General features: G+C 59.4%; 15 protein-coding genes. 10 read left to right on the forward strand and 5 right to left on the reverse strand.

All coding sequences use genetic code 11. The annotated features are described in order from the left end of the window. The first annotated feature begins 76 nt into the window (after positions 1–76). From AC3EA7_RS00510 to AC3EA7_RS00520, 3 genes are all read left to right on the forward strand, one after another. A complete protein-coding gene (locus AC3EA7_RS00510) occupies positions 77–1297 on the forward strand; it encodes a glycosyltransferase family 4 protein (RefSeq protein WP_488612059.1) in 1221 nt (406 codons plus the stop codon). A gap of 340 nt (positions 1298–1637) precedes the next feature. After that, on the forward strand, positions 1638–2210 hold the full coding sequence (locus tag AC3EA7_RS00515) for a hypothetical protein (RefSeq protein ID WP_488612060.1): 573 nt from the start codon (positions 1638–1640) through the stop codon (positions 2208–2210). 63 nt (positions 2211–2273) lie between these two features. Continuing rightward, on the forward strand, positions 2274–3404 hold the full coding sequence (locus AC3EA7_RS00520) for a permease (RefSeq protein WP_488612061.1): 1131 nt from the start codon (positions 2274–2276) through the stop codon (positions 3402–3404). An 11-nt stretch (positions 3405–3415) separates the two neighbouring features. On the opposite strand, the gene AC3EA7_RS00525 is transcribed toward AC3EA7_RS00520, so the two are convergent. Further along, entirely contained in the window at positions 3416–3880 is a 465-nt protein-coding gene (locus AC3EA7_RS00525) for a Fur family transcriptional regulator (RefSeq protein ID WP_488612062.1), read from the reverse strand. A gap of 481 nt (positions 3881–4361) precedes the next feature. Here AC3EA7_RS00525 and AC3EA7_RS00530 point away from each other — a divergent pair, with 481 nt between their 5' ends. The 5 genes from AC3EA7_RS00530 to AC3EA7_RS00550 all read left to right on the forward strand — a co-directional run bounded on the left by AC3EA7_RS00530 (position 4362) and on the right by AC3EA7_RS00550 (position 10433). Continuing rightward, positions 4362–4802, forward strand: a complete 441-nt coding sequence (locus tag AC3EA7_RS00530; protein ID WP_488612063.1) for a hypothetical protein — start codon at positions 4362–4364, stop codon at positions 4800–4802. 332 nt (positions 4803–5134) lie between these two features. Next, on the forward strand, positions 5135–5818 hold the full coding sequence (locus AC3EA7_RS00535; protein ID WP_488612064.1) for a Crp/Fnr family transcriptional regulator: 684 nt from the start codon (positions 5135–5137) through the stop codon (positions 5816–5818). Between the two features lie 572 nt (positions 5819–6390). Beyond that, the gene (locus AC3EA7_RS00540) at positions 6391–7794 is read left to right on the forward strand and encodes a c-type cytochrome (RefSeq protein ID WP_488612065.1); all 1404 of its coding nucleotides are present in this window, start codon (positions 6391–6393) and stop codon (positions 7792–7794) included. A 3-nt stretch (positions 7795–7797) separates the two neighbouring features. Then, entirely contained in the window at positions 7798–8997 is a 1200-nt protein-coding gene (locus AC3EA7_RS00545; protein ID WP_488612066.1) for a hypothetical protein, read from the forward strand. 866 nt (positions 8998–9863) lie between these two features. Further along, the gene (locus AC3EA7_RS00550; RefSeq protein WP_488612067.1) at positions 9864–10433 is read left to right on the forward strand and encodes a zinc-ribbon domain containing protein; all 570 of its coding nucleotides are present in this window, start codon (positions 9864–9866) and stop codon (positions 10431–10433) included. A 95-nt stretch (positions 10434–10528) separates the two neighbouring features. On the opposite strand, the gene AC3EA7_RS00555 is transcribed toward AC3EA7_RS00550, so the two are convergent. The 4 genes from AC3EA7_RS00555 to AC3EA7_RS00570 all read right to left on the reverse strand — a co-directional run bounded on the left by AC3EA7_RS00555 (position 10529) and on the right by AC3EA7_RS00570 (position 11892). Beyond that, entirely contained in the window at positions 10529–10852 is a 324-nt protein-coding gene (locus AC3EA7_RS00555) for a hypothetical protein (RefSeq protein ID WP_488612068.1), read from the reverse strand. A 100-nt stretch (positions 10853–10952) separates the two neighbouring features. After that, the gene (gene rpsR, locus AC3EA7_RS00560) at positions 10953–11219 is read right to left on the reverse strand and encodes a 30S ribosomal protein S18 (protein WP_488612069.1); all 267 of its coding nucleotides are present in this window, start codon (positions 11217–11219) and stop codon (positions 10953–10955) included. Beyond that, positions 11216–11491 carry a 50S ribosomal protein L28 gene (gene rpmB, locus AC3EA7_RS00565; protein ID WP_488612070.1) on the reverse strand — a complete coding sequence of 92 codons (276 nt, stop codon included), beginning with the start codon at positions 11489–11491 and terminating at the stop codon, positions 11216–11218. The genes rpsR and rpmB overlap by 4 nt, the downstream gene beginning before the upstream one ends. 23 nt (positions 11492–11514) lie before the next feature. Next, positions 11515–11892 carry a hypothetical protein gene (locus AC3EA7_RS00570; RefSeq protein ID WP_488612071.1) on the reverse strand — a complete coding sequence of 126 codons (378 nt, stop codon included), beginning with the start codon at positions 11890–11892 and terminating at the stop codon, positions 11515–11517. Between the two features lie 416 nt (positions 11893–12308). Here AC3EA7_RS00570 and AC3EA7_RS00575 point away from each other — a divergent pair, with 416 nt between their 5' ends. Together AC3EA7_RS00575 and AC3EA7_RS00580 are read left to right on the forward strand one after the other, a co-directional pair. After that, positions 12309–13199: a class I SAM-dependent methyltransferase gene (locus AC3EA7_RS00575; RefSeq protein ID WP_488612072.1), complete on the forward strand. Its 891-nt coding sequence runs from the start codon at positions 12309–12311 to the stop codon at positions 13197–13199. A 299-nt stretch (positions 13200–13498) separates the two neighbouring features. Next, positions 13499–14788, forward strand: coding sequence for a PAS domain S-box protein (locus AC3EA7_RS00580; protein WP_488612073.1), 1290 nt, complete (start codon positions 13499–13501; stop codon positions 14786–14788). The last annotated feature ends 7 nt before the right edge of the window (positions 14789–14795 follow it).

A 14795-nucleotide genomic window follows, 5' to 3' on the forward strand; every position in this document is an offset into this window, starting at 1 on the left:
CTTGGTTCTCAGTTCTTGGTTCTCAGTTCTTGGCTCTCAGTTCTTGGTTCTCAGTTCTTGGTTCCCAGGAACACATGTGCGCATCCTGATCATCGGTCTTGGCGGCATCAGTCGCCATTTTCGCAACTGGCCCGAACGAACCCTGGGGCAATCGCTGGTACGCGCCGGTCATGAGGTCTTTGCCTTGACATACTGGCAGCCCGAAGCGCCGCACCTCGGTCTCGTCGAGCGCGCCGAAACCATCGATGGCGTGCGGGTCATTCGTGTGCGCCCGCGCATCGCGCCGAACCGCGATCTCGTTTCTATCCTGCGCGGCATTCCGCAACCGGATGTCGTGCACCTGATGCACCCGCGCAACGTTCTGGCGTGGGAAACCGTGCGCCACATGCGCCGGATGCGCGTCCCGATCTGCTGGACATGGCTGGGACCGTTTCATGATCGCTGGCTGGTGGACGACCGCGAGCGTCCCTACGAGCACCCGCCGCACCCTGAACGACTGATCATGACCGCGCGCGCCCTGGCGCGCCGTGTGCTGCGGGAACCGTGGCAAGCGCGCGACCTCTGGCGGAATTATGCGATTCACGCGCCGTTGCGTCAGGTCAATCGCTTCATTCCCTGCTCGCGCCACGAAGCCGATGTGCTGACAAGCCTCGGCTTTGGCAAACGAATGGGACCGGTTATACCTCTCTGGATCGATATGGAGTTCATGAACGGTCCTGCTCCGGCGCCTCCGCCGCTGACCCGACCAATCATTCCGTACATCGGTCAATTGACCGTCCGCAAATGCTACGACATGATCATCGACGCCATGCCGATGATTGTCCACCGCTATCCGCAGGCATCGTTCGTCTTTGTGACGCACAACCAGGCGCAGCGCGCCGATCTATTGCGGCGCGCCGCCGAACGGGGGGTCGAACGCAACCTGCATTTTCTCGGCACGATCAGCGAGGAAGAAAAACTGGCACTGCTGCGCGCCAGCGACGTGCTCCCTTTCCCGTCGCGGTACGAAGGGTTTGGATTGCCGCTCCTCGAAGGTATGGCTGCTGGCGTGCCCGTGATCTCGACCGATATTCCAGTCGTGAATGAGATTGTGACTCACGGCGAAAACGGGCTGCTCACCCCCTATGATGACACCGATGCACTAACACAGGCAATCCTGAGATTGCTTGAAGACCGGCACCTGCGCGAACGCCTGATAGCCGGCGGCAAACGCGCATTGAATGAGCGTTTCGCGCCAGAGCGACTGGTTCGCCAGGTTATTGCGGTGTACGAAGAGGTTATCGGGGAACGCACCTGATCCTGGCTGCACCTACCCTCGATGACGGTTGCAGTGAGACGCCCACGCAGGAACGCCCCTACAGCGCCTTCCATCTTGCACTTCAGCGGCAAAAGCCCCCCACATCGCCCACGCACGGGAATATGGAATGGTCTCAGCAAAGCAGCAGAGCACAAGGGCGGGTCTAAGACCCGCCCTTAAGTCGCCTGGCTCGAAGACAACCGGTCAGGCGGCAGTAGACCTGTCGGGCAGCGCAATGAGCGATTTGACGAAATCGTCGAGAGCGCCTATCATCTAATGAACGGTAGCGACTATCATTTATACTGTTGCGAGACGTTCTGGCGACAACAGGAGCGCATTAATGACCACTCGCTCATGGCTGCCGCTTCCGGCGCGCCTGCGGCAACGCGGCGCAGAACTGCTGCATCTCCAGTGCTGGCTCTGGGGGTGCGACATTCGCCGTCCTGAAGGGAACCTGCTGCTGGAATACGGGTTCAGCCGCCAGCGTCCGCCGACCGGAGCCGCGGGAAGTAGCGCATATATGAAGACAACTGATGCAGACATGGTCATCGTGCTCTGGGGGTTTGGCGCATTCTGCGGCAGCCCGGCGAACGGCGGCGTCTATCTCAAGCGATACGAGTTTACTCCACAATATATTCCCCGGATCGACACCCGGCGTCTACCGTGGCTTCCCGATCAGATGCGTGTTACGGTCATTCCTCGCGAAACAGACGTGCAGCAACGGATGCGCCGGCAGTTCGTTGCGTTACTCGAATGGATTGCACAGTACGAAACATGGGTGCGCGACTCCTGCGGCATCGAATACCGGCAACAGTGCGTCTCAGAGTCAACGAAGCAGACCTTTTCCATTCCGGTGGAACGTCTGGTTGAGGAATGGCAACAATTGGTGCAGCAGAGCGCTCTTCTCTCTTGACAGGGAGAATGTTATGATGTACAGTCACCATAAATGATAGGAACTATCATCTATGGAGGATGTATGTCCAGCCGGGCTGTTTTCCCCGTCAAGCGCGAGTCATTCGAGCGCGTGATCCCGGTCGTTTCGCTGATCGTTCTGGCGCTGATCGCGGCTCAGGTGGCGTTTCAGAGTGTGAGCGCCTGGGTGTCGGGCGCCGAGATGAAGCATGTGGTTCCGGTTTTTGAGGCGCCAATCGCCAATGCCGGCAAGGCGCTCGGCGCTGCGCTCACCTCCTGGATGCCCGCCTGGATCATCCCTACCCCGTTCGGACCACTCGACGTGAAATACACAGCGTCGTACACCATTTACGAATGGTTCAAACTACCGATCATTCTTTTTCTGACAACCTATGGAATGACGCTGCTGCGTCTGCGCATCAGCATGAAATGGATCGAACGCTCAATCGGGAGGAATGACCTGGCCGGAGCAGCAGGCGGCGCAGTGCTGGGCATGGCGACACCGGTCTGTTCCTGCACGGTCACCAACATCTACGCGGGCATCGTGGCCGGCGGTGCGAGTCAGCGCGCTTCCTCGGCATTTCTGTTTGCCAGCCCGGCGTTGAACGAGTTTGCTATTATCTTCATGTTTGTCATCGTCGGACCGCTCGGCGGGCTGGTCTATGTAGTTGCGGGGTTTGCCGCCGCGCTGGCAACTGCGTATCTGGCGCCGCTTTTGGGGTTGGACCCGGCTCGTTTTGTGCAGCAGATTGTGCCACAACACACGTGCTGCTCGGCGAAACAGGAGAGCATTCTGGTTCGCGCACACCGTGAAGCGTGGGCCCTGTTCAAGCGGTTGTTTGGCGTCATCCTGTTCAGCGGATTCCTGGCGGGGATCCTGGTCAATTTCAACCTGACACTCGTTGAAAGTCTGACGCAGGCGGGCGCCGCCTGGTGGGGACCGCTCGCCGCAACGGTTCTGGGTCTGCCGCTCGACATCAATGCCGCGTCAACAGCGCCAATTCTGGTGGCGTTGCACCAGATTGTGCCGATCGGAACGCTGGTGGCGGCAATGATGGCAACAACCGTCTCTTCGATCCCCGAATGGGCCATGCTCAATCGGCTGGTTGGTCGGGCAAGCGCCGTTAAGGTCGTCCTCTGGTACGCTATCTACATAGCGCTGCTGGGGTTGTTGCTCAACTGGCTGTTTGCCTGAGCGGTGATGGACTATGCTGACATCGCCAGGCACTGCGGGCAGAGGCCGAAGAGTTCGACGACGTGGTTGGTGATACGGTAGCCCGTCGCTTGCTCAAGCGTCGAAATCACCCCCTGCAACCCGCAGTTGTCGAACCGTTCGATCACGCCGCACTGGGTGCACACCAGATGATGGGCATGCCCGCTTCCCAGGCAGTAGCGGTGGCAATCGTCGAGACCGTGGATGCGCTGCAGCATGCCGAGATCGCAGAGAAGCCTGATGGTGCGGAAGATGCTGGCGATCCCCGGCGACTCGTTGCGCTCGACCAGCCACTGCTCGATCTCCTGAACGCTGAATGCGCCTGGCAGGGCCGTGATCGCCTTGAGCACCGCCAGGCGCGGACGGGTCACTTTGTATCCGGCGGCTGCCAGTTGTTCGGCAAGATCCGTCACTGCTGGCGGCAGCATATGTCGTCGCTCTTCGAGAAAACGGCTCATCGTAGCGCTCCTTCAGTCCAGGCAGCATTGCTTGTCCCTATTGTATCATAGCCGCAGTACGAGTTGATAGCGCCTCGCAACACCTCAGGGGTTCGGACATGCATGGTCAGACAGCGGTACGTGCAGCGATTGCACCGCAAAACGCTGCAATCCTCGCCTCCCGTGACCACGAACACCTCAATGGATGACCGGACCCCGCAGCCACCAATTGCTTGCGCCTTCTTTCACATTCCATTATCATGAAAACAGTTGGTACATGTGCAGAATCGCTTCCTGAGCGTTCTGCACTTCTGACCTTGTAGGAAGATCAACTGGATATCAGACAATCTCGTGATCGGCGTCGGCTGCGACAGGCTCAGCCAACGCCAACCGTGTGAAATGCGGCTGGGTAGACGAAGGCACTGCCTTCGCCCGATCCACGATCCTTGCCGGGCAGGCTCTCGGTCATCCGCGATGTTCAAGCGCAGGTTGATGAGGCGTTGTGGCTAAAGTCTCGCCAGCAGCGGCAGCACCGTCTACGATTCACCGTCTGCATCGTTTGTTGAGTCGCAGCCCAAAACCCGCGACTGTGCGCATCTTTGTGTTCTTCCTGTTCTGGTGCATTGCAGCGCACGCATCCGTTGTCTGCATCGTGCATTGCCAGGTGATGCCGTGGGTTGAGCAACGCTTTGAGCAGCCACTGCCGCTGTTCGTCTGCGATTTCGGTGGACGCGCATCGAGCCAGGATGTGCCGACCCCATCGAAGATGCCCCTGCCCGAGATCATTCAACTTGTGCTGCTGGCGACGCTGCTGGCGCCTGTCTGTTCTCTGCGGGTTACCGGTTCCATTGTGCCCGTATGGACTGTTCCCTTCCGCCAGTCGGCGCCTCCACTGACTCCTCCGCCGCGCAGCGCCGGTGCTCCCGTTGGGTTTCCCTGCTGACCGCCAGTACAAATCAACATGTCGCTTCTGTCATACGCGCCGATCCAGACTCCTGTCCGACAGGAGTCGGTGCGAGCACAGTGAAGCCATCTCCTCGTCCCACGGAAGAAGAAGATGGCCGTGACACAGGCGCACCTCACAATGATGGCAATGTGAGGTTTTCGGATAGACGCTCACCCGCGGCGGTTGTGGAGCCGAACGAAGGGTAAAGAGAAGCGTCTCGTCGCTTCAGGTCGTCGGCGCCGGCACAATGCCCGTGTATTGTTGAAGACTCCACATCTCGTTACTGTGCAACGAGCGACTCAAACACATGCTCGCTCAAAGGATATACCATGGATCATCTCACCCACTACCGTCTTTTCGAGGGACTTGATCAAGCGGCGCTCGACGACATTGCCGCGTATGCGCGGCTTCTTGATGTTCAGCGCGACGTCGTTCTGCTGGAAGAAGATACGCCGGCTGCACGACTGTACGCCATTCAGAAAGGCTGGATCCGTCTCTACAAGATTGCAGTCGATGGACGACAGAGCGTGATACGTTTATCCGGTCCCACCGACGTTGTCGGCATCAGTGCGGTTTTGCCCGATGCGCGCTACACCCTCTCGGCGCAAACGATCTCGGTGTGCCGGTTGATGGTATGGCAGAGCGATGATCTCCAGGACTTGATGAGGCGCTATCCGGCGCTCCAGCGCAATAGTCTTCAGTTACTCGCCGAATATCGTGATACGTTACAACAGCAACTGCTCGAACTGGCAACCGAACATGTGGAACAGCGTCTGGCGCATACGCTGATCCGTCTGGCGGATCACCACGGTTTGCCGGCAGACGACCCGGAACATGTGACGCTCCCGCTCATGCAGCGCGATCTCGCCGATCTGATTGGAGTGAGTCACTACACCGTCAGCCGCCTGCTGCACCTCTGGCAGCAGCAAGGACTGGTGCAGGCGCAGCGGGGGCGAGTCGTCATCATTGACCGCCAGCGGTTGATGACGCTTGCGGATACCGCACCTGATTAATCTGCACTCTCTCATAACAAGTGGCGGCCAGTCAGACAAGATGTTCAGGCGCCTGGTTCGCACGGCGCAACCCACAACGCGCACCGGCAGGCGTGTCGTGGACGCATGACTGCGCCCTGGCATCAGCAGCCCCAGAGGGGCTTTCACTTGCTCAGCGAGGGCTTTAGCCCGCTTTAGCCCGCAGCGCCCCGGCAGTATTGCACGAATGACATTGGTATCAGTTACAGGACTTGCACAGCGGCGCCTGTTCTGGTTGCGCCAGAGCCTGCGGCAGTGTGGCGCTCCCATCAAGGTGGTGCGGTGTGGCGGCGTTGCCGCCGCACCGCACCACAAAAGAAGACAAGTACCACTCTGCCGAAGGCAGAAAGAGTCATCACGCGGCTCGCCAGTGAGTCGACCGCGTACCTCCTGTTCGGTTAACGATCCTCAACTGTTTGCAACACCTCGCAGTTGGGTCAACTTGCACCAGCGCAACGACAGCCGGATACTTTGTGATTATTATTACAATACTAAGATCGTGAAGTTCATCACGATCTTGTGGCGGTCGTAGCACTCAACCACAAGGAGCGCATATGTATCCGGTATGGGAAGGTCTTTTCATTCACTCGGCGATGTTCGTTGCCGTCGTGTCCGCGTTCCACGTGCTTGCCTCGCACCTGACGGTTGCAGCCGCGTGGTTCAATCTGTACCTGGAGCGACGCGCGGTATACGAGAATCGCCCGGAGCTGTACGTCTACCTCAAGCGAAGCGCATTGGGTTTGCTGGTGTTTGCGTATGTCTTCGGCGCTATGACAGGCGTGGGCATCTGGCAAACGACCACTGCCGCTAACCCACGCGGCATCTCCACCCTCATCCACAACTTCGTCCTCTATTGGGGGTCGGAGTGGTACATGTTTCTCATCGATGTGGTGGGGATCATCACCTACTACTACACCTTCGAGCGCGTCAATCCGAAGACGCACCTGCGCCTGGCATGGATTCTGGCGCTGGGCGGCACCGGTACGCTGGCTATCATCGTCGGTATTCTGTCCTTCAAACTGACGCCTGGCTTATGGTTTGCCACGGGGGAAAGCCTGAACGGGTTCTTCAACCCAACCTTCTGGCCCCAACTGTTCATGCGGTTCGCTCTGATGTTCACCATCACGGCGGCATGGGCGCTGCTGATCGTAACCGGGCTGCCGAGGGAGTATTTCGCGCGTGAGCGGATTATTCGCATCGCCGCAGTGATGGGCCTGGGCGGGCTGGCGGTTGCGTTAAGCATCTGGTTCTTCTGGTACTACCCCGCGCTGCCGGCGCATGCAAAGACTATCCTGCGCTCTCCGGCCATTCCGCCGATCACGTTCACCATCATCATCGGCGGGCTGATCGCCACATTCCTCGGGCTGCTGTTTGCGCTCGTCATGCCGCGCCGTCAGCATCAGATCATCGCGCTAGGCGCAATGCTGGTGTTGTTCGCCGCAATCTTCGGCGCCGAGCGCACGCGCGAGGTCATTCGCAAGCCCGACATCATTGCCGGCTATATGTCGTCGAACCAGTTGGTGTTCAACGATATTCCTGCGCGTGGCGTTCTGCGCGAAGAGCAGCAGTTGAACGAGACCGGCATGCTCGGCTCGCTGCCGTTTCTGCCGCGGCCGGAACAGATTTCGGTTGCCGCGACGAATAGCGCCGGTCATCAGGTCGCCATGGGGCGGGTGCTGGTCATTCAACAGTGTGCCGCCTGTCATAACGTGAGCAATCAAACGGCGATCACTGTGTTCGATCAACGCCTGGCACTGCGTTCACTGGCGCAGTTGCTCGAACGGCGCAAAATGACGACAGCACCGAAGATCGAGACCTATCTGAACGGTATTGGCGCGTTTCCCTACATGCATCCCGTCATCGGCACGCCCGAAGAGCGGGCGGCAATGGCGCTGTATCTGGAGTACTTCGTGCAACAACAGCATGCGCCACAGCCACAGGCGCAGGCCAGGAGGTGAACCATGGACATCGGCGATATGCTCGAACGAATGCGCGATCCGCTGGGTGCGCCGTTTTATCCGCCGGCATTGCAGGTCTTGCTGGTCGTCACGTGGGTGTTCCATATCTTCTTCGTCACCCTGGCGCTTGGATCAAGCGCGTACTCGATCCTGGGCTTTCTGCGACCGAGTGAGCATCGTCTGCGCCTGGCGCGCGTCGCAGCGCGCCTGACGCCCAACGCCGTCGGGCTTGGCATTGTCACCGGGATTGCCCCGCTGCTTTTCGTGCAGACGATCTACGACCCCATCTGGTATGCAAGCAATACCCTGAGCGGGTTCTGGTCGGTGAGCTTTATCTTCGTGGTGATGGGCGGCTATAGCCTGGCATATCTGTTCTACTTGAAGGGGAGCGCCGACGGGAAATTGCTCTGGTCGGCGGTGGCATCGTTCGTGCTGCTCTTCTTTGCCGGGTGGGTGATGCACGTCCTGGCGTCCGTATCGATCCGCCCGGAGCGCTGGATGGATTGGTACGCCCCGAATGGCGTGATTGACACTCGCGGCATTGCGTTCCACGCCTGGAATATCCCGCGCCTGATATTCCTCCTGCCGCTCCAGTCCGGGTTGAGCCTGTCCGTCGTGCTGACGCTGTTCGCCTGGTACTTCCGGCGTATCGAGGAAGACGCACCCTTCATGAACTGGGTTGCCGACCGGGGACGATGGCTGGGGCTGGTGATCAGTCCGCTGTACGCGGTTGCCGGTTTGCTCTGGGCAGCGACGGAGGGGGTCGAGTTCGGGATTGGCGTGCCGGTTGGGATTGCGCTTGCCGCCGTCGGATTGGCGCTCACCGGCTACTTTTTCTTCTTGAAGCAACCGATGCAGCAAGCGCCACGCACATTGCTGGTCTGGATCGTCGCGCTGCTGACCGTCGGCGTGGTGCGGGAGAGTATTCGCGCTGTCTCACTGGCACGCTTCGGGTACAGCGTCTCGAACTATCCGTACATCATGGACTGGGGGTCGATCCTGGTGTTTGGCGTGACGACGCTGGTCGGCGTTGCCGTGGTGACCTACCTGGCGCTGGTGTTGTATCAGTCGGGTGGAACAACGCGCAATAGCGAGGTGTCACCGCGAGTGGAGCGGTTTGGTTCGATTGCCACCGGCATGCTGGGCGCCTGGTTTGCCTTCTTTATTCTGGTCGGGCTGTATACGACGTTCATGCTCAAGTAGCGGTAACATCGCCGGATGCTGCGGGCTGATGAACATGCACAAAAGCATCCGGCACTCGCCCGGCGCCCGGCGGCTGACGCCGCGGGCTACGGTTGCGAAGCCTGCCTGCGCAGGATCTGGCGGATTTCATTCTTGACTTCACTGCAAAAAGCAACCACAAAGGTCACAAAGGGACACACAGGAAATGTTCTTCATTTTTATCAACCTTCGTGCGCTTCGTGTCCTTGGTGGTTAAGCCTTTGTGCAGTGGGCTCATTCTTAATGTTCCATAAGCCCTGACTGAGATCGGGAAGCCTCTGCGGGGGCTTCCACATCTTTAGCCCGCTGAGGGCGCGCGACTGAGCGGCGCAGATTCACTGAAAGCAATACGGCGTTTCCTGGCAAATCATACTCACGTGCGGTCAGTCAGACACGATGTTCGAAGGCGTAACGCTCTACAACGCGCGTTGGCGGTCGTGGGTGTATGACTGCGCTTTGGCATCAGCAGCCCCGGCGGGGCTTTCACTTGCGGTGAGCGCAGTCGAACCGGATGCAGTGAGCATGGTCGAACTGCGTCCTCAGCGAGGGCGTTCGCCCACAGCGCCCCGGCGTCTCGCTGCGCGCCCCGGCAATATGGCACGAATGACCGCTCATGAGTATCAGAACCCACGCCCGCCCGCACAAACATCCTTGACAGGCGCTTACCTGATACGGTATCATACATCATGCAAATGATAGGCAAGATCATTTCCATCCCGGCATCGGTTCTCCACTGGTTGTGGACAGGTTGACGACAGGCGCGCAACACCTCTCCTTCGCTCGTCGCACACAGGAACGACCGCATCCGGGCGCATCAGGACAACAAGGAGACAGTAAGGACACCGGCTATGAGTTTTAAGGACAGGCGCATTCCGTGCAAGGATTGCGGTGGCGAGTTCATCTTCACGGCGGGCGAGCAGGAGTTCTACGCACAAAAAGGTTTCACCAACGATCCGACCCGTTGTCCGGCAGGGCGTCGGGCGCGCAAGGAAGGGAGAAGCTTAACCGACATCGCCGGCGGACGTATCTGCCCAAACGATGTCTCCGGTCAGGGACGCATCACTGACGAAGCGAACGAAGCCAGCAGCGCAGCGCGTTCGCGGCGTTCAGACGACTGGTCGCGCTCGTATGATCGTCCGCGCGGCGAGTCGCGCGGCTGGTCGGGTGACCGCTCGCGGCGCGATCGCGAACCATACACTGGCCCGCTGCCATCGGGTCCGGTCAATGCCACGATTGTGCGGATCGATCCTGCCGGGCGCTTTCTCTTTGCCCGCGTCGACAACCCGCAGTTCGATGTGTACGTCCATGGGTCGCTCTTCAGCCAGGTGCGCCGGTCGATCCAGGAAGGCGATCAGATTTCGGTGACGGTTGAAGCGAGCGATCGCGGCCCCAGGGCGCGGACGTTCGATCTGGCATAGAAGGGGCGGGTCTCAGACCCGCCCGGACACGGGCAGATATCGAGGGGCAGGCCCGAAGGGGCGGGTCTCAGACCCGCCCTGCAGGAACAACATCCTCACAGCACCGTCACCAGACCGTGGTCATCACAGTGATCACCATGACGGTGGTGCAGTCTCCCATTGACCAGATAATCGACGTGATCGCCGTGTGGAACCAGCGGATGCCCGCAATCGTCATGCCCGCACTGACACGTAACAGGTGCGCATCCGTCTGGATTCTCGGCGCTCACAGCGATCACGTGCTCGTCGTAATGTCCTTCGTGCGGGTGATGCAGATGCCCATTGTGGAGATAGTCAACATGCCCGTCGTGCAGAATGCGCAGATGTCCGCAATGTTCGCTGTGTACATGAGAATGCGGATCGTGGATGGTATGAGTCACGGAAAGCCTCCTTTCACCAGGTAAACGCTCGCCATGCGCCCGATATCCTGATTATACGAGGCATTTCCAGTAATTCAAGGGGTTTGCGAGGGTACAGTATTTAGCGCCGCCGGTCGGTGATCGAGCGTTCCACAAACGGCAGCAGCGCCATATGCCGGGCGCGTTTGATTGCAATCGTCAACCGCCGCTGCATCTTCGCCGTCAGACCGGTGCGACGGCGCGGCAGGATTTTTCCCGTCGGTCCCAGAAACCGCTTGAGCCGCTCTGGGTCTTTATAATCGGGCAGAATACCAAGACGCGAAAACTCACAGACTTTCTTGCGCCCGACACGTCCGCGCATACGCCGTCCTCCATCTTGAGATGTCATCGTTCGTGCTCCTTGAGAAATGCTTCGACCGACAGCCCCTGATCGCGTATTGCTGCCAGCAACCCCTTCTTGTTGATAATTCTGAGCGCCTTCGTCGACAGATTGAGAGTAACGCTTTTCCCAATCTCTGGCACGTAGATCGTGTGGCGATGAACATTGGGACGGAAGGTGCGATTTGTCTTCGGCGCGCGGCGCGCCCATCCTCCCGACGCCTTGTGACGAATATTGCGCCCAAAGGCGACTTTCTTGCCAGTAAGATCACACTTCGCCATAATACATCCCTTTTTCAACAGGATCAGCGCAGCGGGCAGGTCTGCGATCCATCCAGCCCCAGTTCCCGCTCTGCGCCAACCAGACGGTTGAAGCAGTCTCGACGGTAGTACGTCTTGTTGCAACGCCGTCCGTCCATGATCACAATCATCTCGCGGTCGTTCATAATCCGCTGCCCGCAGTGATTGCAATGCCGGTTGGTGGCCCGACCGGTCTTGTCACGGGCAGTAACGTCGGTTTTGGACTTCTTTTCCGCCATGCCGGTTGTCTCCCAAATGATAGAATCAATCACTGGCCTGAGATCGTACACGATGATCGTGGCGCTGTCAAGGAACCAGAGTGTTGGCGCGCCAGCACGATGCGACCGGAACCACAGCATCTCTGGCAGACGACACCCACGCAAATGCGAACGCCCGCACCAAATCAGACGGAGGCGGGGCTTAGACCCACCCCTCACGGACGCGGCTGGCAAGGCGCAACGGTCAACGCGCACCGACAGTCGTGGACGCTGACCGCGCCCTGGCATCAGCAGCCCCAGCGGGGCTTGCACGTGCGGTGAGCGCAGTCGAACCGCGTCCTCAACAAGGGCTTTCGCCCGCAGCGCCCCGGCAGTATTGCACGAATGACCGCGATTTAGTATCAGTTCTTGGTTCCTGGTTCTCGGTTCTCAGTTCTCAGTTCTCAGTTCTCAGTTCTCAGTTCTCAGTTCTCAGTTCTCAGTTCTCAGTTCTCAGTTCTCAGTTCTCAGTTCTCAGTTCTCAGTTCCTGGTTCTCCCGCAGATATGCTATACTTGAGCGCCTGTTGAAAGGAAGGATGGTATGGTCTCTGCCGAAACTGCGGTTGAACGAGCGCCAGCGCGTCGCAGTCCGGTCTCGCTTCCGGCGTGGCGCTGTGTGCTGTACGAAGTTGCGCTGAACAGTCTGCGCGTTCTGTGGGAAACAGTCAACGATTTCAGCCTCTGGCGGCTCATCGAGTATCCCTGGGCTACCCGTGCGCTCGGCGTCGCGCGGGGCGACACTGTCGTTGACATCGGTTCCGGCACCTCTTCGTTTCCGCATATGCTGGCGAAAGAAGGCGTGAATGTCGTGGTGGTCGAGATCGAACAACATCGCGTACGCTGGCAGCGCGACAAACGCCGCGCAACGGCGCGCCCCGGCGACGGCGAGTTGCTGCCGATCGTCGCCGACGCCACCCGGCTGCCGTTCCGCGATGAGGCGGTCCAGTACATCAGCGCCGTTTCGTCGCTTGAGCACATCCCCGACGATGCTGCCGTCGGGCGCGAGATCGGGCGGGTGCTGGCGCCGGGCGGGGTTGTGGCGCTGACGCTGCCATTCACCATAAGCGAGCGAACCTCGTTCTTCGCCGGAATCCGCCCGTTCAAACAGGTGATGCGCAATGCCTTTGTGCAGGAAGGGAAACCCGGGTCGTTCTTCCGCTTCTACACCGATGATGACATTCGCCGGACCTACATTGAACCAGCAAATGCTGAGGTCGTCGAACGTCGCGCATTCGGGCGCAGCATCCTCAACGGACGATACCACGAGACTCGCCTGACCAGGTTTTGGCGCCGTTTGGTGCTGAAAGACCTGCTGCTGGCATGGCTGATCCATCCGCTCGAAGAACGGTTTGATCGCTCCGACCCGCTCTATGTCATGCTGGCGCTGCGCAAGCGTCGTGAGGGATCGCAATCGTCTATATTGAATTCGTGACTTCACGGCACAAAGCTCACCACGAAGGTCACAAAGGAACACAAAGGCAATGCGCTTCATGTTTATGAACCTTCGTGCGCTTCGTGTCCTTAGTGGTTAAGCCTGTGTGCAGTGGACTCATTGTTGACTTCACGGCACAAAGCTCATCACGAAGGTCACAAAGGGACACACAGGCAATGCGCTTCATGTTTATGAACCTTCGTGCGCTTCGTGTCCTTGGTGGTTAAGCCTGTGTGCAGTGGACTCATTCGTGTGGCGCTGCCGGAACCGGGGGCATCCGAAGCATCAGGAGTCGCTCTATGTCATCGATAAATGATCAAACCGCTGAAACCGAACAGTTGCGCCGTCGCATCGCCGAACTTGAAGCGTTGCTGGAGCAGCAGCGGCAGAACGATGAAGTAACCGAACGCCTGCGCGCGATCATCGAAAATACGCCGGACGCTATCAGCACGGCTGATGCAGAAGGGCGGATTGTGTACATTAATCAGGCGGGACGACGCCTGCTTGGCGCGCCCTCTGATCCGGCGATGAGCGAACAGCGCATCCCGCAATTCCACCCGGACTGGGCGGCGGCGCTGATCCTCAACGAAGCCCTGCCGCACGCAGCGCACGAGGGATATTGGAGCGGCGAAACCGCCGTCTTCGATGCACAGGGCAGGGAGCGACCGGTTGCGCAGGTCATTATTGCGCACAAGAATGCCGCCGGTGAGGTGACGCACTTCTCGACCGTGCTGCGCGACATCAGCGAGAGCAAACAGATCGAAGCGACACTACGTGAAAGTGAACAGCGCCTGCTGCGCTTCCTTGATGCCCTACCGGTCGGCGTCTTCGTCGTCGAACCTGATGGGCGCCCTTTCTACGCCAATCGCAGCGCAACCGAACTGTTGGGCAAAGGCATTATGCCGGATGCCACCACCGACCAGCTTGCCGAGGTCTATCGCGCTTTCGTCGCTGGAACCGATCAACTCTATCCCACCGAGCGCATGCCGCTGGTACGCGCGCTGAGCAGTGAGACGTCATCGGTCGATGATATGGAGATCGAGCGCCCTGATGGCCGTATTCTCATCGAGATCCACGGCGCGCCGATTCGTGATGCGGAGGGACGCATCGCCTACGGTATGGTCTCGTTGACTGACATTACGGTGCGACGGCGCGCCGAGGAAGCCATCCGCGAACGCGCCCTGCAACAACAGATCATCGAAGCGCAACAGGCGACGCTGCGCGAACTGAGCACGCCGCTGATGCCCATTGCGGAGGGCGTGGTCGTCATGCCGATCATTGGCTCGATCGACAGTCGCCGCGCCCAGCAGATCATGGAGACGCTCCTGGAAGGTATCGCCGCCCACAGCGCCGACATCGCCATCCTCGACATCACCGGCGTTCGGGTGGTTGATACACAGGTCGCCGGGGCGCTGGTCCGCGCTGCGCAGGCGGCGCGCATGCTCGGCGCGCGCGTTGTGCTTAGCGGGATCAGCGCCGAAATAGCGCAGACGCTCGTCCATATCGGTGCAGAGATGAGTGAAATGGTCGCGCTGCGCAGTTTGCAGCAGGGCATCGCCTATGCACTGGAACAGCGCGGGGCGCTCTGATCGCTCG

The organism is Roseiflexus sp. (assembly GCF_057785375.1).